Raw genomic sequence first — 25,524 nt, 5'->3', positions numbered from 1 at the left:
TGTGCGGCGCGCCCCCATGGCGGCCGGCGCCCGCCCGGCTGCGCTGCCGGCGCGACTGGCGCTGTGCTATCTTAGCCCGCCCGATTTTCAACCCGGCGCCGGCCGTTGTGACCCCGTTCGCGACGCCGCGCAATCCACCTCCATCGCAGAATAAAAAGGCAGGCTCATGCAGCGGTTGCAGCGTAAACGCATCGTCCTGGGAGTCGGCGGCGGCATCGCCGCCTACAAGAGCGCCGAACTGATCCGCCGGCTGCGCGACCAGGGCGCCGAAGTGCGCGTGGTGATGACCCGCGCCGCCCGCGAGTTCATCACCCCGCTGACCCTGCAGGCGCTGTCCGGCCACCCGGTGTTCAACGACCTGCTCGACCCGGCCGCCGAGGCGGCCATGGGCCACATCGAGCTGGCCCGCTGGGCCGACCTGGTGCTGATCGCCCCGGCCACCGCCGACCTGATGGCGCGCCTGGCCCAGGGCATCGCCGACGACCTCCTGACCACCCTGGTGCTGGCCACCGACGCCCCGGTGGCGCTGGCCCCGGCGATGAACCAGGCGATGTGGCGCGACCCGGCGACCCAGGCCAACGCCGAGCTGCTGGTGCAGCGCGGCCTGCGCCTGTTCGGCCCCGGCGCCGGCAGCCAGGCCTGCGGCGACGTCGGCCCCGGGCGCATGCTGGAGGCCGACGAGCTGGCGCAACGCGCCGCCGACTGCTTCGAGCGCGGCCTGCTCACCGGCTGCCGGGTGCTGATCACCGCCGGACCGACCCAGGAAGCCATCGACCCGGTGCGCTACATCACCAACCACAGCTCGGGCAAGATGGGCTTCGCCCTCGCCGAGGCCGCCGCCGAGGCCGGCGCCGCGGTGACCCTGGTCAGCGGCCCGGTGCACCTGGCCACCCCGCAGCGGGTCAGCCGGGTCAACGTGGCCAGCGCCCGCGACATGCTGGCCGCCTGTGAGGCGGCGATGCCCTGCGACATCCTGATCGCCGCCGCCGCGGTGGCCGACTACCGCCCCGAGGTGGTCGCCGCGCAGAAGATGAAGAAGGACCCGGGCAGCGACGACGGCCTGACCCTGCGCATGGTGCGCAACCCGGACATCCTCGCCACCCTCGCCACCCGCGCCGACCGGCCGTTCAGCGTCGGCTTCGCCGCCGAGACCGAGAACCTGCTCGACTACGCGGCGCGCAAGCTCAGGGACAAGAACCTCGACCTAATCGTCGCCAACGACGTGGCCAACCCGAGCATCGGCTTCAACAGCGAGGAGAACGCGATCACCATCATCGACCGCCAGCTCGCGCAGAATAGTTTTCCGCAGACCAGCAAGGGCAAGATCGCCCGCCAGCTGATCGCCTTCATCGCCGAACGCTACCACCGGAACTGACTCCCGATGCACACACTGCAAGCCCGCATCCTCGATCCGCGCCTGGGCCGCGACTTCCCGCTGCCCGAGTACGCCACGCCCGGCTCCGCCGGCCTCGACCTGCGCGCCATGCTGCAGGAGGCGCTGACCCTCGAGCCCGGACAGACCGTGCTGATCCCCACCGGACTGGCCATCCACGTCGCCGACCCGGGACTGGCCGCGCTGATCCTGCCGCGCTCGGGCCTGGGCCACAAGCACGGCATCGTCCTCGGCAACCTGGTCGGCCTGATCGACTCCGACTACCAGGGCGAACTGATGGTGTCCTGCTGGAACCGCGGGCAGAGCGCCTTCACCATCGCCGTCGGCGAGCGCCTGGCCCAGCTGGTGCTGGTGCCGGTGGTGCAGGCGCGCTTCGAGCTGGTCGAGCAGTTCGACGACAGCCAGCGCGGCGCCGGCGGCTTCGGCCACAGCGGTCGCCACTGAGCGTTCTTCCACCCCTTCGCGCCGAGTCGCCCATGAAGTCGACCTCCCTCCTGCGCACCCGCCTCCTGCCGGTCGCCGCCGGCAGCCTGCTCGGCCTGCTGGCCGGCAGCGGCCTGCTGCTCCACGCCGGGCAGCAGGCCAGCACGGAAAACCGCCAGCAACTGCTCGCCGCCTGGGCCGCCGGTCCGCTCGGCGCCCTGCAGCAGGGCCTCCACCAGCTCGGCCGGGACACCCGCGACGCCGCCGGCCAGGCCGAGCTGCTCACCGCCCTGGCCGGCGACCCCGCCAGTCGAGAGGCCGCCACCCGGCACCTGCTCGCTCACCGCAGCGACCTGATCGACGCCCAGCTCAACCGGGTCGGCGCCGCCCAGATCGACGAATCGCGGGCGGCACCGCTCAACTTCGCCGCCCTCGACCTGCTGCGCCGCGCCGAACAGGGGCCACCGCCAGCCCCCGAGGCCTACCGGGTCGGCGAGCGCTGGCTGCTGTACAGCGCGGCCGCGGTCGCCGATGCCGGCGGCCGGGTGCAGGGCACCCTGCTGCTGGTACGCGACCTGCAGCAGCTGCTCGAACGCCTGCCGCCGCTGCCGGCCGAGGTCGGCGAACTGCAGCTGCTGCAGCAGTATCCCGACGGCCCGGCGCAGCTGCTGCTGGCGCGCGGCAACGGCGGCGGCGAAGCGCACAGCTGGCCGACCGCCCACCCGCACTGGCAGCTCTCCCTGCGCCCCGGCAGCGCCCTGCAGCCGGCCGCGCCGGCGCCCTGGCAGGGACTGCTGGCCGGCCTGCTGGGGCTGGCAGGTGCCCTCGGTGGCGCGGCCCTGCAGCGCCGCCGCGAACCGCCGCGACCGGCTCCCGCACCGCTCATCCCCGCCGCGCGGACACCGAGCGACGGCCTCGGCGACCTCGATGCCCTGCTGGCCACCCTGCCGACCAGCGAACCGGCCGCCAAGCCGGCCGCACCCGCACCACTGCCCGCCGGCGAACCGCTGGCGGCGGACGTCTTCGACCTGCTCGACAGCGACAGCCTGTCGCCCACTCCGATGGAGCCTCCCGCCCCGATGAACACCTCCAACGTCCCGCAACTGCCGGCCGCGATCTTCCGCGCCTACGACATCCGCGGCGTGGTCGGCGACAGCCTGACCAGCGAAACCGCCTACTGGATCGGCCGCGCCATCGGCTCGGAGAGCCTGGCCTGCGGCGAGCCCGCCGTGGTGGTCGGTCGCGACGGCCGCCTGTCCGGCCCGGAGCTGGCCGAGGCGCTGATCCGCGGCCTGCAGGACTGCGGCTGCCACGTCACCGACGTCGGCATGCTGCCGACTCCGGTGCTGTACTTCTCCACCCACGTGCTCGGCGCCCGCAGCGGGGTGATGGTCACCGGCAGCCACAACCCGCCGGACTACAACGGCTTCAAGATCGTCATCGCCGGCGAGACCCTGGCCAACGAACGCATCCAGGCCCTCTACCGCCGCCTGCAGGACGGCGACCTGGCCAGCGGCAGCGGCACGCACAGCCAGAGCGCACCGCTCGAGCAGTACCAGCAGCGCATCGTCGAGGACGTGGTGCTGGCCCGCCCGCTCAAGGTGGTGGTCGACTGCGGCAACGGCGTGGCCGGCGTCAACGCGCCGCAACTGCTCGAGGAACTCGGCTGCGAGGTGATCCCGCTGTTCTGCGAGGTGGACGGCACCTTCCCCAACCACCATCCGGACCCGGGCAAGCCGGAGAACCTCCGCGACCTGATCGCCGCGGTCAAGGCCACCGGCGCCGACCTGGGCCTGGCCTTCGACGGCGACGGCGACCGCGTCGGCGTGGTGACCAACGAAGGCGAGATGATCTACCCCGACCGCCTGCTGATGCTGTTCGCCCGCGACGTGCTGAGCCGCAATCCCGGCGCCGACGTGATCTTCGACGTCAAGTGCACCCGCGGCCTGGCCGGCCTGATCCGCGGCTACGGCGGCCGCCCGCTGATGTGGAAGACCGGCCACTCGCTGATCAAGGCCAAGATGAAGGAAACCGGCGCCCTGCTGGCCGGCGAGATGAGCGGGCACATCTTCTTCAAGGAGCGCTGGTACGGCTTCGACGACGGCATCTACAGCGCCGCACGCCTGCTGGAGATCCTCAGCCTGGACAGCCGCAGCGCCGCCGAGGTGTTCACCGACTTCCCGGTCGCCCTGTCCACCCCGGAGATCAACATCAAGGTCGGCGACGAGCGCAAGTTCGCCCTGATCGAGGCCCTGCAGCGCGACACGCAGTGGGGCGAGGCCAGCCTGTTCACTCTCGACGGCGTGCGCGTCGACTACCCCCGCGGCTGGGGCCTGGTGCGCGCCTCCAACACCACCCCGGTGCTGGTGCTGCGCTTCGAGGCCGACGACGCCGCTGAACTTTCGCGGATCCAGCAGGTCTTCCACGCCAAGCTCAAGGCCGTGGCCCCCGACCTGGACCTGCCCTTCTGACATCACTGGAGCCCAGCATGCCCCTCAATCGTGAAGCTGCCGAACAGGTAGCCAAAGTCCTCGCCGAGGCCCTGCCCTACATCCGCCGCTTCAGCGGCAAGACTCTGGTGGTCAAGTACGGCGGCAACGCCATGGAAAGCGACGAGCTGAAGACCAGCTTCGCCCGCGACATCGTGCTGATGAAGGCGGTCGGCATCAACCCGGTGGTGGTGCACGGCGGCGGCCCGCAGATCGGCGACCTGCTCAAGCGCCTGAACATCGAGAGCCACTTCATCGACGGCATGCGCGTCACCGACGCCGCGACCATGGACGTGGTGGAGATGGTCCTCGGCGGCCAGGTCAACAAGGACATCGTCAACCTGATCAACCAGCACGGCGGCAGCGCCATCGGCCTGACCGGCAAGGACGCCGGCCTGATCAAGGCGAAGAAGCTCAAGGTCACCCGCCAGACCCCGGAGATGACCCAGCCGGAGATCATCGACATCGGCCACGTCGGCGAGGTGGTCGGCGTCAACGTCGAGCTGATCAACATGCTGGTGGCCGGCGACTTCATCCCGGTGATCGCGCCGATCGGCGTCGGCGAGGACGGCGAGTCCTACAACATCAACGCCGACCTGGTGGCCGGCAAGGTGGCCGAGGCGCTCAAGTGCGAGAAGCTGATGCTGCTGACCAACACCGCCGGCCTGCTCGACAAGCAGGGCAACGTGCTGACCGGCCTGTCCACCGAGCAGGTCGACGGCCTGATCGCCGACGGCACCATCTACGGCGGCATGCTGCCGAAGATCCGCTGCGCCCTCGAGGCCGTGCAGGGTGGCGTGCACAGCGCGCACATCATCGACGGCCGCGTGCCCAACGCCGTGCTGCTGGAGATCTTCACCGACAGCGGCGTCGGCACCCTGATCAGCAACGCCCGCCAGGGCTGAGGGCCAGCGCCGCTCCTCCGGGAGCGGCGTCACCCGCTGCGGCGTCAGCGCCCGGCGCCGAGCAGCTGCTCGAGGCGCGCACGGTCGGCGGCGAACTCCGCCTCCACGCTCTTGCGCACCCCGTCCAGGCGGCGCAGTTCGCTCTCGAGGCGGCCGCGCTCGAGGCGCAGGTCCTCCATCTGCTTGAGCAGGCCCGCCGGCACGGCCTGGCCGGCGCGCTGGCGCGCGGCGGCCTGGCGCTCCAGCGAGGCCAACTGGCCGTCCACGCTCTGCAGGTTGGCATGGTTGACCCCGGCGAAGGAGTCGATGTCACGCAGACGCTGGGCGCGGGTCTGCTCGAGGTCGGCGAGGCTGGCGTAACGCTGGCGCAGCTGGGCATCGGCCTGCGCCTGGCGCGCCTGATCGGCCTGGCGGCGCAGCTCCTCGACGGTCGGCGCGCGCGGCACCACGCGGATCAGCCGCCCCTGGTCGTTGAGCACCTCGTAGCCGTTGGCCACGTATTCGGGGGGCACGCCCTGGCGGTCCAGCACCACCACCCCCTGGCGGTTCACGTAGCGATACAGCTCGGCCTGCACCGTCGTCGCGGCCAGCAGCCCCAGCAGCAGCAATAGCACGTTCCCCATCCGCATCGCTCAGCCTCTCACCTCGTTCTCCCAACCGGACAACCGCTGCCCGGAACATCGCCTGCCGATCTCGCAGGATACCCGCCCCGTCGCCGCGCCACAAAAGCGCGGGACGGGCAGAGCGTGAAGCGGTTCGGCAAAACGACAAAGGGGAGCCCGAGGCTCCCCCTTGTCTGCCGCGGAGCAGCCGATCAGGCCAGGCCGCGGAACGACTCCAGCAGCGCCGGAATGCCCGGGAACATGCCGATCGCCGCCATCACGCCACAGAGGATGAGGAACACCGCGGCCGGGATGATCCAGCGATCGCGATGGCCGAGGCTCTGGCCGCGCTCCTTGTCACCGATGAGGCCGAGATTGTCCAGCAGCATGGTCAGCGACCAGCCGAACACCGGGTTCACCAGCGCCGAGGAGAAGATCACGATGGCCGCCGACTGCGAGGTCTTGCCCTCGCGGGTCATCTGCATGCCGGCCTCCAGCAGCGGCAGGTAGACGCCGACCAGCAGGGCCACGCTGAGCACCGGCGGCCAGATCGCCAGGTCCATCGGGTAGCCCCACAGCGCGGCGATCACGCAGAGCAGGCCGGTGAGCATGGCGCCGGCCGGAATCGGCCGCTTGGCGATGGCCGCGGGCACCATGTAGGTGCCCCAGGAAGAAGTCAGGTTGCCGCCGCCCAGGGAAGTGCCGACGATCTGCCGCGCCGCGGCGATGCACATCGTGTCGTCGATGTTCATCAGCACCTTCTTGGCCTTGGGCGGATAGTTCAGTTCCTGGAAGATGCGGTGGCCGAGGAAGTCCGGCGACCACATGGCCACCGCCAGTACCGCGAAGGGCGCCACGGCGATGAAGTGCTGCAACTCCGGCAGGCCCAGTTGCCAGCCGCTGTCCTCGCCCCACCAGTAGGCCGGATTCAGGTTGGGAATGCCCGGCTCGGTCTTGAACTCGAAGGGCGCACCGAGGGCGAAGGCAATTGCCGCGGCCATGATCGCGCCCAGCGGAATGGCCAGCCAGCGCATGCGGATATGTTCGAGATAGGCATACATGACGATGGTGGCGAAGACGATCACGAAGGCCAGATAACCCATGTCGAAACCGCCGGCCCAGGCGAACAGGCTCTTGATCTGCGAGGTGACGCCGATGAAGCCCAGGTACAGCAGCAGGCCGCCGCACACCCCGTCGCTGGTCAGCCGCGCCAGCAGGCTGCCGCCCTTGCTGATGCCGAGGATGAAGCCGAGCACGCCGACCATGATGCCCAGCGCCATCGGGTGGCCACCGGAGGCGACGATCAGCGGAATCAGCGGAATCAGCGGGCCGTGGGTGCCGGCCAGGTTGGCCGCCGGGTTGAGGATGCCGGAGAACAGCACCACGAACAGCAGCGCGGCGATCAGCATCTCGTAACGGGCGTTCTCGATGACGAACTCGTTGGACAGCCCCAGTGGCGCGGCGAAGGCGGCCACCACCGCGGCGACCATGACGATCTTGCCGATGGTGGCGGCCATCGCCGGCACCCAGTCCTCCAGCTCGAAGCGGTAGTCGCGCAGCGGCAGGTTGATGCCCCAGCGCCGCGGCGACATGATCGTCAGTTCGTGCTCGAGATATTCTTCCCGCGATCCGAACTGTGATTTGGGCTTATGCAGTTCGCGGTAACTTTTCTGATTATTGTCGGTCATACGTTCAACTATTCGAAAAGGTTAGAGATGCAGGCCAGCCATGGCGCAGCCTGCGCGACTAATCTTTTTTATTCTTGTGACATGACGGCCATGTCCGTACATGACCGCCTGGCAGGCCTTGAACTGGCATGCCAATCCAAAAATGAGTTTCTAATAGTTGTTGTATGGCCTGAAACTTCGTGTACCGGTCAGATTCCGTATTGCGTGCGGTACGCCTCGACCGCCGGCAGGTGCTGGCGGAGCTGTTCATCCTGCGCCAGATAATCCAGCACCTGAGTCAGCGAGACAATGCTCACTACCGGTATACCAAAGTCGCGCTCGACTTCCTGGATCGCCGACAGTTCGCCCTGGCCGCGCTCCTCGCGATTGAGCGCGATCAGCACGCCGGCCGCCTGTGCGCCCTGCGCCTGGATGATCTGCATCACCTCGCGGATCGCGGTGCCGGCGGTGATCACGTCGTCGACGATCAGCGCCTTTCCGACCAGCGGCGCACCGACCAGGGTGCCGCCCTCGCCGTGATCCTTGGCCTCCTTGCGGTTGAAGCACCAGGGCAGGTCGCGGCCATGCTGCTCGGCCAGGGCGATGGCGGTGGCGCTGGCCAGCGGGATGCCCTTGTAGGCCGGACCGAACAGCACGTCGAAGTCGATGCCGCTGGCCTGCACCGCCTCGGCATAGAAGCGGCCGAGCTGCGCCAGGGCCAGGCCGCTGTTGAACAGCCCGGCGTTGAAGAAGTAGGGACTGGTGCGCCCGGACTTGAGGGTGAACTCGCCGAAGCGCAGCACGCCGCGCTCGATGGCGAAGCGGATGAATTCGCGTTGATATGCTTGCATGAGATGCCCGATTCCGCCAAAAAACAGGAAAGTCGGGTATCATACACACAGGTTTTTTCAGGGGCCATTTATGCGGATTGTCAGTGTCAACGTGAACGGTATGCAGGCGGCGGTGGAGCGCGGCCTGCTCGGCTGGCTGCAGAGCCAGAACGCCGACGTCATCTGCCTGCAGGACACCCGCGCCTCGTGCTATGACATGGAAGACCCCGCCTGGCAGCTCGACGGCTACACCATGTACGCCGTCGATGCCGAAGTGCCGAGCCAGGGCGGCGTCGCCATCTACTCGCGCCTGCAGCCCAAGGCCATCATCTTCGGCCTGGGCTTCGAGCAGGCCGACCGCTACGGGCGCTACCTGCAGGCCGACTTCGACAAGGTCAGCATCGCCAGCCTGCTGATGCCCAGCGGTCAGAAGGGCGACGCCGACCTGAACGCCAAGTTCAAGTTCATGGACGACTTCACCAGCTACCTGAACAAGCAGCGCCGCAAGCGCCGCGAGTACATCTACTGCAGCTCGCTGTACGTGGCGCACCAGAAGCTGGACGTGAAGAACTGGCGCGACTGCCAGCAGGCGCCGGGCTTCCTCGCCCCCGAGCGCGCCTGGCTCGACGAGGTGTTCGGCAACCTCGGCTACGTCGACGCCCTGCGCGAGGTCAGCCGCGAGGGCGAGCAATACAGCTGGTGGCCGGACACCGAGCAGGCGCAGATGCTCAACCTCGGCTTCCGCTTCGACTACCAGCTGCTCACCCCCGGCATGCGCCGCAGCGTGCGCAGCGCCCAGCTGCCGCGCCAGCCGCGCTTCTCGCAGCACGCGCCGCTGGTGGTCGACTACGACTGGACGCTGAGCATCTGAGCGGCCGCAGCGACGAAAAAGCCGACCCGCGGGTCGGCTTTTTCATGTCCGCTACCTGAGGAAGCGGATGCAGAACGGATAGCGCCAGGCGCGGCCCTCGTTGGCCTTGATCCCGCCGATCACGGTGAGCACCAGGGCGCCCACGCTGACCAGCGCGGCCAGCGGGAAGGCCACCCACGACAGGGTCGCGCAGACCAGCAGCGCCAGGCTCGCGGTGATCTGGAAGTTCAGCGCCTCGCGACCCTGGGCGTCGACGTAGGGATCGCTCTCGCGCTTGAGCTGCCAGACCAGCAGCGGGCCGATGACGTTGCCGATCATCGGCGCCAGCAGCCAGGCGAAGGCCGCGTAGTGGCAGAGCATCGCCCACTTGCGCGCCTCGGCGTCCGGGCCGGGCGGCGCCGGCAGTTGCTCGTCGTTCATCGCACACCTCCCGGACCAGGCGCCGGCCCGGCCGCAGCCGGTCTCAGTTGTCGAGCGCGGCGCGCTGCAGCTCGAACAGCTCGTCGATGCCCTTGCGCGCCAGCGCCAGCATGGCGTTGAGTTCCTCGGGCTGGAACGGCGTGCCCTCGGCGGTGCCCTGCACCTCGATGAAGCCGCCGGCGTCGGTCATCACCACGTTGAGGTCGGTGCCGGCCGCCGAGTCCTCCAGGTAGTCCAGATCGAGCACCGGCTGGCCCTGGTAGATGCCCACCGAGACCGCGGCGACCAGCTGCTTGAGCGGGTTCTGCTTCAGCGCGCCACGCTTCTTCAGGGTAGCCAGCGCATCGATCAGTGCCACAGTGGCGCCGGTGATCGACGCGGTGCGGGTGCCGCCGTCGGCCTGGATCACGTCGCAGTCGATGTACAGGGTGGTCTCGCCCAGCTTGGACAGGTCCAGCGCGGCACGCAGCGAGCGGCCGATCAGGCGCTGGATCTCCAGGGTGCGCCCGCCCTGCTTGCCGCGCGCCGCCTCGCGGTGGGTGCGCGAGCCGGTGGCGCGCGGCAGCATGCCGTACTCGGCGGTCAGCCAGCCCTGGCCCTGCCCCTTGAGGAAGCGCGGCACGCCGGCCTCGGCGCTCACCGTGCAGATCACCTTGGTATCGCCGAACTCGACCAGCACCGAACCCTCGGCATGCTTGGTGTAGTGGCGGGTGATACGGATCGGGCGCATCTGGTCGGCGGCGCGACCACTGGGACGGTTCATCGGCAGGTCCTGTCGAAGAGGGGGAAAGTGCGAACCATTATAGAGGGCCGCAGGCGTGGCGAACCACCGCCGCGATTGGGGGGCCGACGCGCCTGGGTTACACTGGCGGATCGAATCCGCGGCGCCACGGGCGCCCGCCCCCTTACCAATGCGAGGATCGCCCATGGTACACAGCATGACCGCCTTCGCGCGGGTGGAGAGCGCCGGCCCCTGGGGCACCCTGAGCTGGGAGCTGCGCTCGGTCAACCACCGCTACCTGGAGCCGCACCTGCGCCTGCCCGAGGCGTTCCGCGACCTCGAGGGCGGCGTGCGCGAGGCGCTGCGCCAGGCGCTGGCGCGCGGCAAGGTCGAGTGCACCCTGCGCCTGGCCGAGGAGAGCGCCGGCAAGGCCCTGCAGGTCGACCGCGAGCGCGCCGCCCAGGTGATCGCCGCCGCCGAGGCGGTGGCCGCGCTGATCAGCCAGCCGGCCCCGCTGAACCCGCTGGAAGTGCTGGCCTGGCCGGGCGTGCTGGTGGCCGACGCCGCCGACCCGCAGGCGCTCAACGCTGCCGCCCTGGCACTGTTCGAGCAGGCCCTGGCCGAACTCAAGGCCGGCCGCGAGCGCGAAGGCGCCGCCCTGGCCGCCCTGCTCGAGGAGCGCCTGGCGGCGATCCTCAAGGAGGTCGACAGCCTGCGCGAGCTGGTGCCGCAGATGCTCGCCGCGCAGCGGCAGAAGATCGAGAACCGCTTCGCCGAGCTGCGGGCCGAGCTGGACCCGCAGCGCCTCGAGCAGGAGCTGGTGCTGCTGGCGCAGAAGAGTGACGTGGCCGAGGAGCTGGATCGTCTGAGCACCCATGTGCGCGAGGTGCGCCGCGTGCTCAAGGCCGGCGGCGCCGCCGGCCGGCGCCTCGACTTCCTGATGCAGGAACTCAACCGCGAGGCCAACACCCTCGGCTCCAAGGCCTTCGACCCGCGCTCCACCCAGGCCGCGGTCAACCTCAAGGTGCTGATCGAGCAGATGCGCGAGCAAGTGCAGAACATCGAGTGATTCCGGTAGTGACAGAAACCCCCATGAACAGCAGCCACGGCACCCTTTACATCGTTTCCGCGCCTTCCGGCGCCGGCAAGACCAGCCTGGTCAAGGCCCTGCTCGACAGCAACGAGCAGATCCGCGTGTCGGTGTCGCACACCACCCGCAGCATGCGCCCGGGCGAGGTGGACGGGGTGAACTACCACTTCGTCGCCCGCGAGGAATTCCTCGGCATGCTCGAGCAGGACGAGTTCCTCGAGCACGCCGAGGTGTTCGGCAACCTCTACGGCACCTCGCAGCGCTGGGTCGAGCGCACCCTCGCCGAGGGCCTCGACCTGATCCTCGAGATCGACTGGCAGGGCGCCCAGCAGGTGCGCCGGCTGATGCCGCAGGCGCAGTCGATCTTCATCCTGCCGCCGTCGCAGGAGGCGCTGCGCCACCGCCTGAACAACCGCGGCCAGGACAGCGAGGAGATCATCGAGCGGCGCATGCGCGAAGCGGTCAGCGAAATGAGCCATTATGTCGAGTACGACTACGTGGTGATCAACGACCAGTTCAGCCATGCCCTGGAGGACCTCAAGGCGATCTTCCGCGCCCGCCAGTTGCACCAGGGTTCGCAGCAGAAGCGCCACGCCGAGCTGCTCGAGCGCCTGCTGCGCTGACGCCCGGACGCATTCGCCACTTCCCTAACCATTGGCGATTTTTTAGACTATCCAATCCGCCCGGCGACTGCCGGGCCCAGCCGTTGAATCACGAGGAACACCATGGCCCGCGTCACTGTTGAAGACTGCCTGGACAACGTCGATAACCGTTTTGAACTGGTCATGCTCGCCAGCAAGCGCGCCCGCCAGCTGGCGACCGGCGGCAAGGAGCCGAAGGTGGCCTGGGAAAACGACAAGCCGACCGTGGTGGCCCTGCGCGAAATCGCCGAAGGCCTGGTCGACCATGAAGTGGTGCAGCAGGAAGACATCGTCGAGGAGACTCCGCTGTTCGCCGCCTTCGAGGAAAACGGCAGCGAGGAGATCTGAATTGCCGGGTCGACGTCGCGCGCCTGAATCACCGGCACTGACCGGTCTGGAGTAATACTTTGGCCAGCATAGACGCCCTCGCCGACCGCCTCAGCAATTACCTCACGCCGGACCAGGTCAATCTGGTCCGCCGCGCCTACTACTACGCCGAGCAGGCCCACGACGGCCAGCGCCGGCGCAGCGGCGAGGCCTACGTCACCCACCCGCTGGCGGTGGCCTGCATCCTCGCCGACATGCACATGGACCATCAGAGCCTGATGGCCGCCATGCTGCACGACGTCATCGAGGACACCGGCATCCCCAAGGATGCCCTCAGCGCGCAGTTCGGCAGCACCGTCGCCGAGCTGGTCGACGGGGTCAGCAAGCTGACCCAGATGGACTTCCAGACCAAGGCCGAGGCGCAGGCCGAGAACTTCCAGAAGATGGCCATGGCCATGGCCCGCGACATCCGCGTGATCCTCGTCAAGCTGGCCGACCGCCTGCACAACATGCGCACGCTGGACGCCATGCCGCATGAGAAGAGCCGGCGCATCGCCAAGGAAACCCTGGAGATCTACGCGCCGATCGCCAACCGCCTCGGCATGCACAACACCTTCGCCGAGTTCGAGGATCTGGGCTTCAGGGCCATGCACCCGATGCGCGCCGAGCGCATCAAGCAGGCGGTGCGCCGCGCCCGCGGCAACCGCCGCGAGATCGTCGGCAAGATCCAGCAGTCGCTGGTCAACTGCCTGGCCCAAGAGGGCCTGGACGGCGAGGTCAAGGGCCGCGAGAAACACCTCTACAGCATCTACCAGAAGATGCGCGGCAAGCGCCGGGCGTTCAACGAGATCATGGACGTCTACGCCTTCCGCATCATCGTCGACAAGGTCGACACCTGCTACCGCGTGCTCGGCGCGGTGCACAGCCTGTACAAACCGTTCCCCGGGCGCTTCAAGGACTACATCGCGATCCCCAAGGCCAACGGCTACCAGTCGCTGCACACCACCCTGTTCGGCATGCACGGCGTGCCCATCGAGATCCAGATCCGCACCCGCGAGATGGAGGAGATGGCCAACTTCGGCATCGCCGCGCACTGGCTGTACAAGTCCAGCGACGAGCAGAGCCCGCGCGGTACCCACGAGCGCGCCCGCCAGTGGGTCAAGGGCATCCTCGAGCTGCAGCAGCGCGCCGGCAACTCGCTGGAGTTCATCGAGAACGTCAAGATCGACCTGTTCCCCGACGAGGTCTACGTGTTCACCCCCAAGGGGCGGATCATGGAGCTGCCCAAGGGCTCGACGGCGGTCGACTTCGCCTACGCGGTGCACACCGACGTCGGCAACAGCTGCATCGCCTGCCGCATCAACCGCCGCCTGGCGCCGCTGTCCGAACAGCTGCAGAGCGGCGCCACGGTGGAGATCGTCACCGCCCCCGGCGCGCGGCCCAACCCGGCCTGGCTCAACTTCGTGGTCACCGGCAAGGCGCGCACCCACATCCGCCACTCGCTCAAGCAGCAGCGCCGCTCCGAGTCGGTCAGCCTCGGCGAGCGCCTGCTGAACAAGGCGCTGGCCGGCTTCGACAGCCACCTGGAGAAGATCGCCGCCGAGCGCGTCGCCGCGGTGCTCGCCGAGTACCAGCTGGCCCACCGCGACGACCTGCTCGAGGACATCGGCCTCGGCAACCGCATGGCCTACGTGGTGGCCCGCCGCCTGCTGGCCGAGGAAGGCAGTGAGCAGATGCCCGGCCACGAGGGCCCGCTGGCGATCCGCGGCACCGAGGGCCTGGTGATCAGCTACGCCAAGTGCTGCACGCCGATCCCCGGCGACCCCATCGTCGGCCACCTGTCGGCCGGCAAGGGCATGGTCATCCACCTCGACAACTGCCGCAACATCAGCGAATTCCGCCACAACCCGGACAAGTGCATCCCGCTGTCCTGGGCCAAGGACGTCACCGGCGAGTTCAACGTCGAGCTGCGCGTCGAGCTGGAGCACCAGCGCGGCCTGATCGCCCTGCTGGCCACCGCGGTGGCCAGCGCCGACGGCAACATCGAGAAGATCAGCATGGACGAGCGCGACGGCCGCATCAGCGTGGTCCAGCTGGTGGTCAGCGTGCACAACCGCGTGCACCTGGCGCGGGTGATCAAGCGCCTGCGCACCATCAAGGGCGTCAGCCACATCACCCGTCTGCGCGCCTGAGGCGGCCCGCCCCCGCCCGCTTTCCCAACGCAGGGCGCCGCCCCCGGCGCCTGCCATCCACAGCCCGCAAGGAGCTCCCATGAGCAAGAGCGTCATCAGCAGCGACAAGGCCCCCGCCGCCATCGGCACCTACTCCCAGGCGATCAAGGCCGGCAACACCGTCTACCTGTCCGGGCAGATCCCGCTGGACCCGGCCAGCATGCAGCTGGTCGAGGGCTTCGAGGCCCAGGCCGTGCAGGTGTTCGAGAACCTCAAGGCGGTCTGCGAAGCCGCCGACGGCTCGCTGGCCGACATCGTCAAGCTGAACATCTTCCTCACCGACCTGGGCAACTTCGCCACCGTCAACGAGGTGATGGGCCGCTACTTCCAGCAGCCGTACCCGGCGCGCGCCGCCATCGGCGTGGCCGCCCTGCCGCGCGGCGCCCAGGTGGAAATGGACGGCATCCTGGTCCTCGGCTGATGCCCCGGCCGCGGCGCCCGCCGCCGCGGCTCCCGCTGTCCCCGTACCCTTCCGGAAAGGACGCCCGCATGCGCCATGCCCTTCCCCTGACCCTGCTGCTGTGCAGCGCCCTGCTCGGCGGCTGCGCCAGCGGCCCGGACGACATCGCCGGGACCTGGATCAACCAGAACGCCATCGACGCCGCCAGCGACAACGGCCGCCTGCGCGAGGCCCTGCTGGCCTACGGTCCCACCCTGGAATGGCGCTTCGCCCCGCAGCGCCACACCGCCTGGTCGAGCAACGGCGTCGACGTCGCCGAGGGCCACCTGGCCGGCAGCGCCGAGCGGCGCTGGCAGGTGACCTTCAACCGCGACCTGCAGGAAAGCCTCGCCCTCGACGGCGACGAGCTGGTCCAGCAGCCCAGCGCCAGCGCCCCCGAGCAGCGTTTCGTCGCCACCGCCGCGGCCGACGACGAGCTGCCCGGCCAGACCTTCGAGCAGGCGCTGTACGCCGCCCTGCTCGGCGGCGACTGGGAGATCCGCGAGGGCGACGGCCGCGACGGCCAGGTGCGCTTCCACCCGGACGGCCGCGTCGAGGGCCTGCCCGGCGTCGAGCAGTACGCCCTGTGCCTGTCCGGCGACTGCGCGACGCGCAGCGACGAGCACGAGCTGCTCTGGCTGCAGAACGCCGAGCAGGGCCGCGAATGGCTGTTCCGCCTGGAGGGCGACGAGCTGAGCATCTTCGTCGCCGACAACCAGGCGCTGCACCAGGAGCTGCCGCAGTACCGCCCCGGCCGCCGCGCCTGGCTGCTTGAGCGCGACTGAGGCCGCGCTACTCGCCGGCGTCCAGCAGCGCCGCGTAGCCCTCGCGCCAGCTCGGGTAGCGCGGCACCCAGCCCAGTGCGCGGGCCCGCGCGTTGCTGCAGCGCTTGCTGCCGGCGCGCCGGCTGGCCGACTCCGCCGCCCAGTGGCTCACCCCCAGGCGCTCGCGCAGCCAGGCGACCACCTCGGCCAGCGGCGCCGGCTCGTCGTCCACCCCCAGGTACACCGCCTCCAGCGCCACCCCGCGGGCGTCGGCCTGCAGCAGGCAGGCGAGCAGGCCGGCGGCATCCTCGGCGTGGATGCGGTTGCCGTACAGCGGCGGCACCTCTGCCACCCGGTAGCCGGCGCGCACCTGGCTGAGCAGCCAGCGCCGCCCCGGACCGTAGATGCCGGCCAGGCGCACCACGCTGGCGGGCAGGCCGCCGCCCAGCGCCAGCGCCTCGGCCTCCAGCAGCACCCGCCCCGACCAGTTCGCCGGCTGGCAGGGCGAGCTCTCGTCGACCCACTCGCCATCCTGCTGGCCGTACACCCCGGTGCTGGAGACGAACAGCAGGCGCCGCGGGCGCTGGCCGCGCTGTTCCAGCCAGCCCAGCACATGGCGCAGGCCGTCGACGTAGGTGGCGCGGTAGGCGCTCTCCTCGGAGCTGGCCGGGGTGGCGCAGTACACCAGGTAGTCCGGCGCGCAGGCCGGCCACTGCGCCGGGCAGTCGGCCTGCAGTAGGTCGGCGGCCAGCGGCAGCAGGCCGGCCGGCAGCGCCGCGACGTCGCGGCGCAGGCCGTACACCGACCAGCCCGCCGCCTGCAGCTGCAGGCCGAGGCGACTGCCGACATCGCCGCAGCCGGCGATCACCACGCTAGGGGAAACGGACATCGCGATCCTCCGGGGGAAAAGCACCGAGGATAGCGCGGCAGAGCGCTGTCGCGGCAGGCCGGATTGCCGCAGGCTGCGCCCGCAAAACCACGCATAATGATTTACAAACAAGAAACATTTGCAATAATGTCGCCCTGACTCCTGCGCGCCGGTCCTGGCGGCGCCCGCTCCCCCTATCCATCGACAGGTCCGGCCCGCATGAACGCACCCACCGCCTCCCCCTCGCCCACCCTGCTCTCTTCCCGCGTGCGCCGCCTGCCGGCCATGGCCGCGCTGCTCGCCGGCCTGCTGCTGGCGCCGGTCGCGCTCGCCGAACAGCCGGCCCCAGCGGCGACCGCCAGCGCCGCGCCGGTCGCCGCTGCAGCCCCGCAGGCCGGCCCGGTCGAGGCGGCCGCCGCCCCGATCCACGACCTGTCGCCCTGGGGCATGTACCAGGGCGCCGACGTGGTGGTGAAGGGGGTGATGATCGGCCTGCTGCTGGCCTCGGTGGTGACCTGGACCATCTGGCTGGCCAAGGGCCTCGAGCTGCTCGGCGCGCGCCGCCGCCTGCGCGGCGAGCTGGCCGACCTCAAGGGCCTGCGCAGCCTCGACGAGGCCGCCGAGCAGGCCCAGGCCAGGCACAGCTTCAGCGCGCTGCTGATCGAGGACGCCCAGGACGAGCTGCGCCTGTCGGCCAACCTGACCGAGAAGGAAGGCATCAAGGAGCGCGTCAGCTTCCGCCTCGAGCGCCTGGTCGCCGCCAGCGGGCGCAAGATGAGCACCGGCACCGGGGTGCTGGCCACCATCGGCTCCACCTCGCCGTTCGTCGGCCTGTTCGGCACCGTGTGGGGCATCATGAACAGCTTCATCGGCATCGCCAAGTCGCAGACCACCAACCTCGCGGTGGTCGCCCCCGGCATCGCCGAGGCCCTGCTGGCCACCGCCCTCGGCCTGGTCGCGGCGATCCCCGCGGTGGTGATCTACAACGTGTTCGCCCGCTCGATCGCCGGCTACAAGGCGCAGGTCGCCGACATCTCCGCCCAGGTGCTGCTGCTGGTCAGCCGCGACCTCGACCGCCAGCCGCCGGCCGCCGCGCCGCGCAGCGCCGCCACCCCGCACGTGGTCAAGGTGGGCTGAGCCATGGGCATGCACCTCAACGAGGGCAGCGACGAGCTGCAGGAATCCCACGAGATCAACGTCACCCCGTTCATCGACGTGATGCTGGTGCTGCTGATCATCTTCATGGTCGCCGCGCCGCTGGCCACCGTCGACGTCAAGGTCGACCTGCCCGCCTCCACCGCCACGCCGCAGCCGCGCCCCGAGCAGCCGGTGTACCTGAGCATCAAGGAGGACCGCAGCCTGCACCTGGGCAACGACGCGGTGCTCGCCGAGCAGCTCGGCGCCGCCCTGGACCGCCAGACCGGCGGCGACAAGGAGCAGACCATCTTCATCCGCGGTGACCAGGAGGTCGACTACGCCCGCCTGATGGAAGTGATGGACCTGCTGCGCGGCGCCGGCTACCTGAAGATCGGCCTGGTCGGCCTGGAAACGGTCGGCCGCCCATGAGCCGCGCGCGCAGCCTGCCCCGCTGGGGCCTCAGCCTGCTGCTGGTGCTCGGCGCCCACGTCGGCGTGGCCGCCTGGTCGCTGTACTGGCAGCCGCAGGCCGCGCCGGTCGAACTGCCGCCGCCGGCCATGCTCATCGAGCTGCCGCCGGCACCTCCGGCCCCACCGGCCGCGCCGCCACCGCCGCCCGAGCCGGTGCGCGCCCCCGAGCCGCCGCCGCAGCCCAGGGTGATCGAGGCGCCCAAGCCCAGGCTGGCCCTGCCGCCGCCACCGCCCAAGCCGCGCCCGCAGCCGCCCAAGCCCAAGCCGGAACCCAGACCCGAGCCCAGGCCGCAGCCGCCGCTGCCGACCCCGCCGAACCCCGCGCCGGTCGAGAGCAGTGCGCCCGCCCCGGACGCCAGGCCGGCCGCCCAGCCGAGTCCGCAGGCCGGCAGCCCGGCGCCGTCCCAGGCCAAGGCCAGCTGGCAGAGCCGCCTGCTCGCCCATCTCAACCGCCACAAGCGCTATCCCGACGATGCGCGCCGGCGCGGCCAGGAGGGCGTGGTCCGGCTGCGCTTCGTGGTCGACGGCCAGGGCAAGGTGCTGAGCTTCGAACTGGCCGGCAAGTCCGGCAGCGCCAGCCTGGACCGCGCCACCCTGCAGATGATCCGCCGCGCCCAGCCGCTGCCGGCGCCGCCGGCCGAGCTGCTGCGCGATGGCCGCCTCGAGGTGGTGGCGCCCTTCGTCTACTCGCTGGAGCGCCGCTGAAAGCGCCAGCCGCCCGCCTTGCCGCGGGCGGTTGGTTCCATTGAAGACAGCCGCTATGCTTGGGGGCATCTCAATGGATATTCGCTATGACACTCACGGAACTGCGCTATATCGTCACCCTTGCCCAGGAACAGCACTTCGGCCGCGCCGCCGAGCGTTGCCACGTCAGCCAGCCGACCCTGTCGGTCGGCGTGAAGAAGCTCGAGGACGAGCTGGGTGTACTGATCTTCGAGCGCAGCAAGAGCGCGGTGCGCCTGACCCCGGTCGGCGAGGGCATCGTCGCCCAGGCGCAGAAGGTCCTCGAGCAGGCCCAGGGCATCCGCGAACTGGCCCAGGCCGGCAAGAACCAGCTGGCCGCCCCGCTCAAGGTCGGCGCCATCTACACCGTCGGCCCCTACCTGTTCCCCCACCTGATCCCGCAGCTGCACAAGATCGCCCCCGACATGCCGCTGTACATCGAGGAAAACTTCACCCACGTGCTGCGCGACAAGCTGCGCACCGGCGAGCTGGACGCGATCATCATCGCCCTGCCGTTCCAGGAAGCCGACGTGCTGACCAAGCCGCTGTACGACGAGCCGTTCTACGTGGTGATGCCCGCCGAGCACCCGTGGACCGCGCGGGCCAGCATCGATGCCGAGATGCTCAACGACAAGAGCCTGCTGCTGCTCGGCGAGGGCCACTGCTTCCGCGACCAGGTGCTGGAAGCCTGCCCGACCACCCGCAAGGGCAGCGAGGCCCACCCGCACACCACCGTCGAGTCCAGCTCGCTGGAAACCATCCGCCACATGGTCGCCTCGGGCCTCGGCGTGTCGGTGCTGCCGTTCACCGCGGTGGACAGCCACCACTACGCGCCGGGGGTGATCGCCATCCGCCCGCTCAGCCCGCCGGTGCCCTACCGCAGCGTGGCCATCGCCTGGCGCGCCAGCTTCCCGCGGCCCAAGGCCATCGACGTGCTGGTCGACGCCGTGCGCCTGTGCTCGCTGAGCCACCCGCCGCAAGGGGCGCAGGCGGCCCAGCCGGCATGACCGAACTGGCGCGCGTCGCCGTCACCACGCTCAAGGGCGTCGGTCCGGCGCTGGCCGAGAAGCTTGCCAGGGTCGGTCTGGAGACCCTGCAGGACGTGCTGTTCCACCTGCCGCTGCGCTACCAGGACCGCACCCGGGTCACCCCGATCGCCGCCCTGCGCCCGGGCGGCGATGCCGTGGTGGAAGGCGTGGTCAGCGGCGCCGAGGTGACCATGGGCCGCCGGCGCAGCCTGCTGGTGCGCCTGCAGGACGCCACCGGCACCCTCAGCCTGCGCTTCTTCCACTTCAGCCAGGCGCAGAAAGACGGTCTCAAGCGCGGCACCCACCTGCGCTGCTACGGCGAGGTGCGCCCCGGCGCCACCGGCCTGGAGATCTACCACCCCGAATACCGCGCCCTCGGCGCCGACGAGCCGTCCGGGCGGGTCGAGCAGAGCCTCACGCCGATCTATCCGAGCACCGAGGGCCTCACCCAGCAGCGCCTGCGCGCCCTCAGCCAGCAGGCGCTGCACGCCCTCGACGGGCGCAGCCTGCCCGACTGGCTGCCGACCGAGCTGGCCCGCCAGTACCAATTGGCGCCGCTGGCCGACGCCATCCGCTACCTGCACCGCCCGCCGCCGGACGCCGATCTGGAGGAGCTCGCCGAGGGCCGCCACTGGGCGCAGCACCGCCTGGCCTTCGAGGAGCTGCTGACCCACCAGCTGTCGCTGCAGCGCCTGCGCGAGAGCATCCGCGCCCAGCAGGCGCCGCCGCTGCCCAAGGCCGTGCGCCTGCCGGCGCAGTTCCTCGCCGGGCTCGGCTTCGCCCCCACCGGCGCGCAGCAGCGGGTCGCCGCCGAGATCGCCTGGGACCTGGCGCAGGCCGCGCCGATGCTGCGCCTGGTGCAGGGCGACGTCGGCGCCGGCAAGACCGTGGTCGCCGCGCTGGCCGCCCTGCAGGCCATCGAGGCCGGCTACCAGGTGGCGCTGATGGCGCCCACCGAGATCCTCGCCGAGCAGCACTTCCTCAACTTCGGCAAGTGGCTGGCGCCGCTGGGCATCGAGGTCGCCTGGCTGGCCGGCAAGCTCAAGGGCAAGGCGCGCGCCAGCGCCCTGGAGCGCATCGCCGCCGGCGCGCCCATGGTGGTCGGCACCCACGCGCTGTTCCAGGACGAGGTGCAGTTCAGGAACCTGGCCCTGGCGATCATCGACGAGCAGCACCGCTTCGGCGTGCAGCAGCGCCTGGCGCTGCGCCAGAAGGGCGTCGACGGTCGCCTGTGCCCGCACCAGCTGATCATGACCGCCACGCCCATCCCGCGCACCCTGGCGATGAGCGCCTACGCCGACCTCGACACCTCGATCCTCGACGAGCTACCGCCCGGGCGCACGCCGGTGACCACCCTGGTGATCGCCGACAGCCGGCGCCTGGAAGTGGTCGAGCGGGTGCGCGCCGCCTGCCTGGAGGGCCGCCAGGCCTACTGGGTGTGCACGCTGATCGAGGAATCCGAGGAGCTGACCTGCCAGGCGGCGCAGAGCACCTTCGAGGAACTCTCCGCCGCCCTCGGCGAGCTGCGCGTCGGCCTGATCCACGGGCGCATGAAGCCGGCCGAGAAGGCCGCGGTGATGGAGCAGTTCAAGGCCGGCGAGCTGCAGCTCCTGGTCGCCACCACGGTGATCGAGGTCGGCGTCGACGTGCCCAACGCCAGCCTGATGATCATCGAGAACCCCGAGCGCCTCGGCCTGTCGCAGCTGCACCAGCTGCGCGGCCGGGTCGGCCGCGGCAGCGCGGTCAGCCACTGCGTGCTGCTCTACCACGCACCGCTGTCGCACCTGGGCCGCGAGCGCCTGGCGATCATGCGCGAGACCAGCGACGGCTTCGTCATCGCCGAGAAGGACCTCGAGCTGCGCGGCCCCGGCGAGATGCTCGGCACCCGCCAGACCGGCCTGCTGCAGTTCAAGGTCGCCGACCTGCTGCGCGATGCCGACCTCTTGCCCGAGGTGCGCGAGGCGGCGCAGACCCTGCTGGCGCGCTGGCCGCAGCACGTCAGCCCGCTGCTCGAGCGCTGGCTCAGGCATGGGCAGCAGTACGGGCAGGTGTGAGTCCGGAGCGCGGCTGGCCGGGGCGGAAAACACGATAGCGGCCGCTATCGTGGCCCGTTCGCGGGGAGATGAAGCGTTTTCAGGGGCTGCCGTCGCCGCTCATGCCGAACTCGATCGGCGTCTTCACGTAGAACACGTCGATCTTCTCTTCGCGCAGACGCTGGAACAGCTGCTCGGCCTCGCTTGCGGTGAGCGCCATCGTCACCTCGATGGGCTGGGCGGCCAGTTCGAAGAAGCGCGCCGAGTGCAGCCGGCCCGTATGGCCGAAGCCTTCGGCGGCGGCGATCAGGGTGGCGCCGCGGACACCGAGCCTGCGCGCCTCCTGCATCAGCCACTCGCCCAGCGGCAAGGCGCCGTGCCGGCGATCCTGCTGCGTGAAGAAGGTCAGTTGATAACCCTGCATGCGATCGCCCTCCCGGTCAGGCGGTCTTGAACAGCGCCACGGTCGCCAGACCGAGCAGCGTCATGAGCAGCGAGCCGACGACGTGCGCCGAGATGGCGGCCCCGGCCCACAGCAGCCGGCCCTGCTGGATCAGTGTGGCGACCTCGGCGGAAAAGGTCGAGAAGGTGGTCAGCCCGCCGAGGAAGCCGGTGATCACCAGCAGGCGCCACTCGGGAGCCCAGCCGGGGTGCTGGCCGAACAGGGCCAGCGCCACGCCGATCAGGTAGCCGCCCAGCATGTTGGCCAGCCAGGTGCCAGGCGGGATGGTCGGAAACAGCGCGTTGAAGGCGGTGCCCAGCCCCCAGCGCAGGATCGCGCCCAGCGATGCGCCCACGGCGATGGCCAGCAGGGATCGGATCATGCTTGCAGCTCTCCATGGTCGGCTGGTCGGCTCGCCGCGCAACGGCATCGACGGACGAGGCGCGCGCGTGCAGGAACAGCAGCGCTCACGCCGCCTGCTTCTTCTGGGGCCCGAGCAGTTGGGTCAGCCCCTGGAACCACAGCACCAGCGCCGGATTGCCGCTGATCTGGATGTCCTTGTTCTGGATGCCCTGCATGAAGGCCAGCTGGCGATTGTCGGCGGTCAGGGCGGCGAAGCCGTAGGCGGCGTTGCGGAAGGCGATGCTGAAGGCGGGCTGGGACACCGTGCCGGCTGCGCTGCGGATGCGCTGGTCCCTGACGACGAAGTGGCGGGCGATGCGGCCGTCCTGGGTCTGCAGCTGGAACACCAGGTCGCGGTCGACCAGTTGCTGGCGGAATTCGGGGTTGCGGCGGCTGGCGCCGGCCAGCAGACGACCGAGCAGCCAGAGGAGCAGGCGGAATTTCACAGCGACACCTCGCGAGTCACGCAGGGGAGCCGGAATTCTAGCGCGATGGCAGCGCCCCGGGAGCATCCCCCGGGGCGCAGGGCTCAGTTGATCGCTTCCCGCAGCGCCTTGCCCGGCTTGAAGGACACGGTGTTGCAGGCGCGGATCTTCACGGGTTCGCCGGTCTGCGGGTTCTTGCCCATGCGGGCGCCGCGGTGGCGCTGCAGGAAGGTGCCGAAGCCGACCAGGGTGACGCTGTCCTGGCGGTTCAGTGCGTCGGTGATCTGCTCGAGCACGGCGTTGAGGACGCGGTTGGCCTCTTCCTTGCTGAGGTCGGTCTTTTCCGCGACGGCGGCAGCGAGTTCCGGTTTGCGCATAGATGCCTCGTGTGAATTGTTCTTGTTGTGGCAAGGCCGCGCGCTGCATGACGCCGGCCGGACAGGCCCCGGCGCGCGGCGGACGGTCGAAGGATGGCATGCCCGCCGGAGCGGCGCCAGACCCCGAAGGCACGCCGGCACCGGCCATTGGTCGTAGATCGCGACGCCGGAGGCCCGCGGCGGGGCCGCGTGCTAGACTCGCCGCTGGTTTTCCGCTGCCGTGCCCTGCCGTGTCCCAGACTGCCTGCGCCAGCCCGCGATGGCTGGCCCCCGACCTGCTGCATCCCGCCCCCACCGCCCGCGAGCTCGACTGGCTCAACGAGCCGGGCTCGCTGACCCGCCGCCTCACCGAGCTCGGCGCCGGCCGCTTCGCCGTCGAGCCGCTGGTCGAGGGCTGGCAGATCCTGCGCGACGACGAATGCGCCGCCCTCGGCGTGGCGCCCGGCAGCGAGGGCTGGGTGCGCGAGGTCTACCTGCACGGCGCCGGGCAGGCCTGGGTGTTCGCCCGCAGCGTGGCGGCGCGCAGCGCCCTGGAGGCGCAGCCCTTCGCCCTCGACAGCCTCGGCAGCACCTCGCTGGGCCACCTGCTGTTCCGCGACCCGGCCTTCACCCGCCAGCCGATCGAGGTCTGCCGCTACCCGGCGGTGCTGCTGCCGCCGGCGGTGCGCGCGGACGGCCTGTGGGGGCGCCGCTCGCTGTTCTGCCAGGGCGCGCTGGGCGTGCTGGTCGCCGAGGTGTTCCTGCCGGCGCTGTGGCAGGCCGACGCCGCGGCGCGCAACTGAGGCGCCCCGGGGGAGCGCCACGCCGTATACTGCCCCGCTTTGCACCGGCCGAATGCGCGGCAGCGGCGGCCGGCGGTTTCGACTCCGGAGGCCCGCGATGTCCCTCTCCCTGCTCAAGCCCCTGGCGCGCCTGCACCCGCGCGCCCAGGACTTCATCGACCTGACCCGGCTGAACCGGCCGATCGGCATCTACCTGCTGCTGTGGCCGACCCTCACCGCGCTGTGGATCGCCGCCGAGGGCGTGCCGTCGCTGGCCAACCTGCTGATCTTCTCCCTCGGCGTGGTGCTGACCCGCTCGGCCGGCTGCGCGATCAACGACTTCGCCGACCGCCGCTTCGACGGCCACGTCGAGCGCACCCGCGCGCGCCCGCTGGCCAGCGGGCGGATGACTCCGCGCGAGGCGCTGGCGACCTTCGCCGTGCTGATGGCGGTGGCCTTCGCCCTGGTGCTGCTGACCAACGCGACCACCGTGTGGCTGTCGTTCGGCGCGGTGGCGCTGGCCGCGCTCTACCCGTTCATGAAGCGCCACACCTACTACCCGCAGGTGGTGCTCGGCGCGGCCTACTCGTGGGGCATCCTGATGACCTTCACCGCCGAGGCCGGCAGCCTGCCGGCGGCGGCGGCGCTGCTGTACCTGGCCAACCTGCTGTGGACGGTGGCCTACGACACCTACTACGCGATCACCGATCGCGACGACGACCTGAAGATCGGCGTGAAGTCGACCGCCATCCTGTTCGGCGAGGCCGACCGCCCGATCATCGCCATCCTCCAGGGCCTCAGCCTGCTGTGCCTGCTGCTCGCCGCGGCGCGCTTCGGGCTGGGTGCATGGTTCCACCTCGGCCTGGCGGTGGCCGCCGGCTGCTTCGCCTGGGAGTACTGGAGCACCCGCACGGGAGATGGCCAGGCCTGCTTCCGCGCCTTCCTGCACAACCACTGGGCCGGTCTGGCGATCCTCGCCGGCACCATCGCCGACTACGCCCTGCGCTGAACCCCGCCGGCACGCCGGCGGGGTACCGCCGCCCGG

The 25,524-nt window shown here is 70.4% G+C and carries 28 protein-coding genes; 18 read left to right on the top strand and 10 right to left on the bottom strand.

Annotation, left to right across the window (positions count from 1 at the left end):
* Positions 1-166: 166 nt before the first annotated feature.
* The 4 genes from coaBC to argB are packed head-to-tail and all read left to right on the top strand — an operon-like array spanning position 167 to position 5,210.
* Positions 167-1,375 (top strand): bifunctional phosphopantothenoylcysteine decarboxylase/phosphopantothenate--cysteine ligase CoaBC, encoded by a 1,209-nt coding sequence (gene coaBC / locus SK095_RS15650; RefSeq protein ID WP_320546798.1) that lies wholly within the window; start codon positions 167-169, stop codon positions 1,373-1,375.
* A 6-nt stretch (positions 1,376-1,381) separates the two neighbouring features.
* Positions 1,382-1,837 (top strand): dUTP diphosphatase, encoded by a 456-nt coding sequence (dut, locus tag SK095_RS15645; protein ID WP_136491661.1) that lies wholly within the window; start codon positions 1,382-1,384, stop codon positions 1,835-1,837.
* Positions 1,838-1,869: 32 nt separating this feature from the next.
* Positions 1,870-4,287 carry a phosphomannomutase/phosphoglucomutase gene (locus tag SK095_RS21785; RefSeq protein WP_414153854.1) on the top strand — a complete coding sequence of 806 codons (2,418 nt, stop codon included), beginning with the start codon at positions 1,870-1,872 and terminating at the stop codon, positions 4,285-4,287.
* A 17-nt stretch (positions 4,288-4,304) separates the two neighbouring features.
* A complete protein-coding gene (argB, locus tag SK095_RS15635; RefSeq protein ID WP_136491273.1) occupies positions 4,305-5,210 on the top strand; it encodes an acetylglutamate kinase in 906 nt (301 codons plus the stop codon).
* Between the two features lie 44 nt (positions 5,211-5,254).
* On the opposite strand, the gene SK095_RS15630 is transcribed toward argB, so the two are convergent.
* The 3 genes from SK095_RS15630 to pyrE form a co-directional block, all read right to left on the bottom strand.
* Positions 5,255-5,833, bottom strand: coding sequence for a DUF4124 domain-containing protein (locus tag SK095_RS15630; protein ID WP_372239893.1), 579 nt, complete (start codon positions 5,831-5,833; stop codon positions 5,255-5,257).
* Between the two features lie 191 nt (positions 5,834-6,024).
* Positions 6,025-7,500 carry a DUF3360 family protein gene (locus SK095_RS15625; protein ID WP_320546797.1) on the bottom strand — a complete coding sequence of 492 codons (1,476 nt, stop codon included), beginning with the start codon at positions 7,498-7,500 and terminating at the stop codon, positions 6,025-6,027.
* A gap of 188 nt (positions 7,501-7,688) precedes the next feature.
* Entirely contained in the window at positions 7,689-8,330 is a 642-nt protein-coding gene (gene pyrE, locus SK095_RS15620; RefSeq protein WP_136491276.1) for an orotate phosphoribosyltransferase, read from the bottom strand.
* A 70-nt stretch (positions 8,331-8,400) separates the two neighbouring features.
* Here pyrE and SK095_RS15615 point away from each other — a divergent pair, with 70 nt between their 5' ends.
* A complete protein-coding gene (locus SK095_RS15615) occupies positions 8,401-9,180 on the top strand; it encodes an exodeoxyribonuclease III (RefSeq protein WP_136491277.1) in 780 nt (259 codons plus the stop codon).
* A 51-nt stretch (positions 9,181-9,231) separates the two neighbouring features.
* Here the strand turns inward: SK095_RS15615 and SK095_RS15610 are convergent, their stop codons facing one another.
* Both SK095_RS15610 and rph read right to left on the bottom strand, forming a co-directional pair.
* Positions 9,232-9,600 (bottom strand): DUF4870 domain-containing protein, encoded by a 369-nt coding sequence (locus tag SK095_RS15610; RefSeq protein ID WP_136491278.1) that lies wholly within the window; start codon positions 9,598-9,600, stop codon positions 9,232-9,234.
* Positions 9,601-9,643: 43 nt separating this feature from the next.
* Positions 9,644-10,363: a ribonuclease PH gene (rph, locus tag SK095_RS15605; protein ID WP_136491279.1), complete on the bottom strand. Its 720-nt coding sequence runs from the start codon at positions 10,361-10,363 to the stop codon at positions 9,644-9,646.
* Positions 10,364-10,526: 163 nt separating this feature from the next.
* Here rph and SK095_RS15600 point away from each other — a divergent pair, with 163 nt between their 5' ends.
* From SK095_RS15600 to SK095_RS15575, 6 genes are all read left to right on the top strand, one after another.
* Positions 10,527-11,390 carry a YicC/YloC family endoribonuclease gene (locus SK095_RS15600; RefSeq protein ID WP_136491280.1) on the top strand — a complete coding sequence of 288 codons (864 nt, stop codon included), beginning with the start codon at positions 10,527-10,529 and terminating at the stop codon, positions 11,388-11,390.
* 23 nt (positions 11,391-11,413) lie between these two features.
* Positions 11,414-12,034, top strand: coding sequence for a guanylate kinase (gene gmk, locus SK095_RS15595; RefSeq protein WP_136491281.1), 621 nt, complete (start codon positions 11,414-11,416; stop codon positions 12,032-12,034).
* Between the two features lie 102 nt (positions 12,035-12,136).
* On the top strand, positions 12,137-12,400 hold the full coding sequence (gene rpoZ / locus SK095_RS15590) for a DNA-directed RNA polymerase subunit omega (protein ID WP_136491282.1): 264 nt from the start codon (positions 12,137-12,139) through the stop codon (positions 12,398-12,400).
* Positions 12,401-12,459: 59 nt separating this feature from the next.
* Positions 12,460-14,571 carry a bifunctional GTP diphosphokinase/guanosine-3',5'-bis pyrophosphate 3'-pyrophosphohydrolase gene (spoT, locus tag SK095_RS15585; RefSeq protein WP_320546796.1) on the top strand — a complete coding sequence of 704 codons (2,112 nt, stop codon included), beginning with the start codon at positions 12,460-12,462 and terminating at the stop codon, positions 14,569-14,571.
* A gap of 79 nt (positions 14,572-14,650) precedes the next feature.
* Positions 14,651-15,031: a RidA family protein gene (locus tag SK095_RS15580; RefSeq protein WP_320546795.1), complete on the top strand. Its 381-nt coding sequence runs from the start codon at positions 14,651-14,653 to the stop codon at positions 15,029-15,031.
* A gap of 68 nt (positions 15,032-15,099) precedes the next feature.
* Positions 15,100-15,834: a hypothetical protein gene (locus SK095_RS15575; RefSeq protein ID WP_320546794.1), complete on the top strand. Its 735-nt coding sequence runs from the start codon at positions 15,100-15,102 to the stop codon at positions 15,832-15,834.
* Positions 15,835-15,841: 7 nt separating this feature from the next.
* Here SK095_RS15575 and SK095_RS15570 read toward each other — a convergent pair whose 3' ends face one another.
* Positions 15,842-16,702, bottom strand: a complete 861-nt coding sequence (locus tag SK095_RS15570; protein ID WP_320546793.1) for an SDR family oxidoreductase — start codon at positions 16,700-16,702, stop codon at positions 15,842-15,844.
* Positions 16,703-16,900: 198 nt separating this feature from the next.
* Here SK095_RS15570 and exbB point away from each other — a divergent pair, with 198 nt between their 5' ends.
* The 5 genes from exbB to recG all read left to right on the top strand — a co-directional run bounded on the left by exbB (position 16,901) and on the right by recG (position 22,093).
* Entirely contained in the window at positions 16,901-17,818 is a 918-nt protein-coding gene (exbB, locus tag SK095_RS15565; RefSeq protein ID WP_414153853.1) for a tonB-system energizer ExbB, read from the top strand.
* A gap of 3 nt (positions 17,819-17,821) precedes the next feature.
* Complete coding sequence (gene exbD / locus SK095_RS15560) at positions 17,822-18,247, top strand: TonB system transport protein ExbD (protein WP_320546792.1); 426 nt, start codon at positions 17,822-17,824, stop codon at positions 18,245-18,247.
* Complete coding sequence (locus tag SK095_RS15555) at positions 18,244-18,993, top strand: energy transducer TonB (RefSeq protein WP_320546791.1); 750 nt, start codon at positions 18,244-18,246, stop codon at positions 18,991-18,993. Before exbD ends, SK095_RS15555 begins: the two co-directional genes overlap by 4 nt.
* An 86-nt stretch (positions 18,994-19,079) precedes the next feature.
* Complete coding sequence (locus SK095_RS15550) at positions 19,080-20,018, top strand: hydrogen peroxide-inducible genes activator (RefSeq protein WP_136491345.1); 939 nt, start codon at positions 19,080-19,082, stop codon at positions 20,016-20,018.
* Positions 20,015-22,093 (top strand): ATP-dependent DNA helicase RecG, encoded by a 2,079-nt coding sequence (gene recG / locus SK095_RS15545; RefSeq protein WP_320546790.1) that lies wholly within the window; start codon positions 20,015-20,017, stop codon positions 22,091-22,093. Before SK095_RS15550 ends, recG begins: the two co-directional genes overlap by 4 nt.
* 79 nt (positions 22,094-22,172) lie before the next feature.
* Here recG and SK095_RS15540 read toward each other — a convergent pair whose 3' ends face one another.
* The 4 genes from SK095_RS15540 to SK095_RS15525 form a co-directional block, all read right to left on the bottom strand.
* Positions 22,173-22,496 (bottom strand): DUF190 domain-containing protein, encoded by a 324-nt coding sequence (locus tag SK095_RS15540; RefSeq protein ID WP_320546789.1) that lies wholly within the window; start codon positions 22,494-22,496, stop codon positions 22,173-22,175.
* Positions 22,497-22,512: 16 nt separating this feature from the next.
* On the bottom strand, positions 22,513-22,896 hold the full coding sequence (gene crcB / locus SK095_RS15535; protein ID WP_136491348.1) for a fluoride efflux transporter CrcB: 384 nt from the start codon (positions 22,894-22,896) through the stop codon (positions 22,513-22,515).
* 85 nt (positions 22,897-22,981) lie between these two features.
* A complete protein-coding gene (locus SK095_RS15530; protein WP_201485314.1) occupies positions 22,982-23,362 on the bottom strand; it encodes a helicase in 381 nt (126 codons plus the stop codon).
* Positions 23,363-23,445: 83 nt separating this feature from the next.
* Positions 23,446-23,718, bottom strand: coding sequence for an HU family DNA-binding protein (locus SK095_RS15525; protein WP_136491350.1), 273 nt, complete (start codon positions 23,716-23,718; stop codon positions 23,446-23,448).
* Positions 23,719-23,948: 230 nt separating this feature from the next.
* On the opposite strand from SK095_RS15525, the gene SK095_RS15520 reads away from it, so the two are divergent.
* Positions 23,949-24,500: a chorismate--pyruvate lyase family protein gene (locus tag SK095_RS15520; RefSeq protein ID WP_414153852.1), complete on the top strand. Its 552-nt coding sequence runs from the start codon at positions 23,949-23,951 to the stop codon at positions 24,498-24,500.
* A gap of 97 nt (positions 24,501-24,597) precedes the next feature.
* Positions 24,598-25,488, top strand: coding sequence for a 4-hydroxybenzoate octaprenyltransferase (gene ubiA / locus SK095_RS15515; protein WP_320546788.1), 891 nt, complete (start codon positions 24,598-24,600; stop codon positions 25,486-25,488).
* Positions 25,489-25,524 lie beyond the last annotated feature (36 nt).

Origin of the sequence: Pseudomonas sp. AN-1, from assembly GCF_034057115.1 — a bacterium.
Classification (GTDB): Bacteria; Pseudomonadota; Gammaproteobacteria; order Pseudomonadales; family Pseudomonadaceae; genus Geopseudomonas.
Note: the sequence above shows the minus strand (reverse complement) of the source record. Positions and strands in the feature narration are given on the sequence as shown.

Excerpts from the sequence above, each read along its gene's own strand:
- coaBC (WP_320546798.1), top strand. The coding sequence starts at position 167 with ATGCAGCGGTTGCAGCGTAAACGCATCGTCCTGGGAGTCGGCGGCGGC.
- dut (WP_136491661.1), top strand. The coding sequence starts at position 1,382 with ATGCACACACTGCAAGCCCGCATCCTCGATCCGCGCCTGGGCCGCGAC.
- SK095_RS21785 (WP_414153854.1), top strand. The coding sequence starts at position 1,870 with ATGAAGTCGACCTCCCTCCTGCGCACCCGCCTCCTGCCGGTCGCCGCC.
- argB (WP_136491273.1), top strand. The coding sequence starts at position 4,305 with ATGCCCCTCAATCGTGAAGCTGCCGAACAGGTAGCCAAAGTCCTCGCC.
- SK095_RS15630 (WP_372239893.1), bottom strand. The coding sequence starts at position 5,833 with ATGGGGAACGTGCTATTGCTGCTGCTGGGGCTGCTGGCCGCGACGACG.
- SK095_RS15625 (WP_320546797.1), bottom strand. The coding sequence starts at position 7,500 with ATGACCGACAATAATCAGAAAAGTTACCGCGAACTGCATAAGCCCAAA.
- pyrE (WP_136491276.1), bottom strand. The coding sequence starts at position 8,330 with ATGCAAGCATATCAACGCGAATTCATCCGCTTCGCCATCGAGCGCGGC.
- SK095_RS15615 (WP_136491277.1), top strand. The coding sequence starts at position 8,401 with ATGCGGATTGTCAGTGTCAACGTGAACGGTATGCAGGCGGCGGTGGAG.
- SK095_RS15610 (WP_136491278.1), bottom strand. The coding sequence starts at position 9,600 with ATGAACGACGAGCAACTGCCGGCGCCGCCCGGCCCGGACGCCGAGGCG.
- rph (WP_136491279.1), bottom strand. The coding sequence starts at position 10,363 with ATGAACCGTCCCAGTGGTCGCGCCGCCGACCAGATGCGCCCGATCCGT.
- SK095_RS15600 (WP_136491280.1), top strand. The coding sequence starts at position 10,527 with ATGGTACACAGCATGACCGCCTTCGCGCGGGTGGAGAGCGCCGGCCCC.
- gmk (WP_136491281.1), top strand. The coding sequence starts at position 11,414 with ATGAACAGCAGCCACGGCACCCTTTACATCGTTTCCGCGCCTTCCGGC.
- rpoZ (WP_136491282.1), top strand. The coding sequence starts at position 12,137 with ATGGCCCGCGTCACTGTTGAAGACTGCCTGGACAACGTCGATAACCGT.
- SK095_RS15580 (WP_320546795.1), top strand. The coding sequence starts at position 14,651 with ATGAGCAAGAGCGTCATCAGCAGCGACAAGGCCCCCGCCGCCATCGGC.
- SK095_RS15575 (WP_320546794.1), top strand. The coding sequence starts at position 15,100 with ATGCGCCATGCCCTTCCCCTGACCCTGCTGCTGTGCAGCGCCCTGCTC.
- SK095_RS15570 (WP_320546793.1), bottom strand. The coding sequence starts at position 16,702 with ATGTCCGTTTCCCCTAGCGTGGTGATCGCCGGCTGCGGCGATGTCGGC.
- exbB (WP_414153853.1), top strand. The coding sequence starts at position 16,901 with ATGAACGCACCCACCGCCTCCCCCTCGCCCACCCTGCTCTCTTCCCGC.
- exbD (WP_320546792.1), top strand. The coding sequence starts at position 17,822 with ATGGGCATGCACCTCAACGAGGGCAGCGACGAGCTGCAGGAATCCCAC.
- SK095_RS15555 (WP_320546791.1), top strand. The coding sequence starts at position 18,244 with ATGAGCCGCGCGCGCAGCCTGCCCCGCTGGGGCCTCAGCCTGCTGCTG.
- SK095_RS15550 (WP_136491345.1), top strand. The coding sequence starts at position 19,080 with ATGACACTCACGGAACTGCGCTATATCGTCACCCTTGCCCAGGAACAG.
- recG (WP_320546790.1), top strand. The coding sequence starts at position 20,015 with ATGACCGAACTGGCGCGCGTCGCCGTCACCACGCTCAAGGGCGTCGGT.
- SK095_RS15540 (WP_320546789.1), bottom strand. The coding sequence starts at position 22,496 with ATGCAGGGTTATCAACTGACCTTCTTCACGCAGCAGGATCGCCGGCAC.
- crcB (WP_136491348.1), bottom strand. The coding sequence starts at position 22,896 with ATGATCCGATCCCTGCTGGCCATCGCCGTGGGCGCATCGCTGGGCGCG.
- SK095_RS15525 (WP_136491350.1), bottom strand. The coding sequence starts at position 23,718 with ATGCGCAAACCGGAACTCGCTGCCGCCGTCGCGGAAAAGACCGACCTC.
- ubiA (WP_320546788.1), top strand. The coding sequence starts at position 24,598 with ATGTCCCTCTCCCTGCTCAAGCCCCTGGCGCGCCTGCACCCGCGCGCC.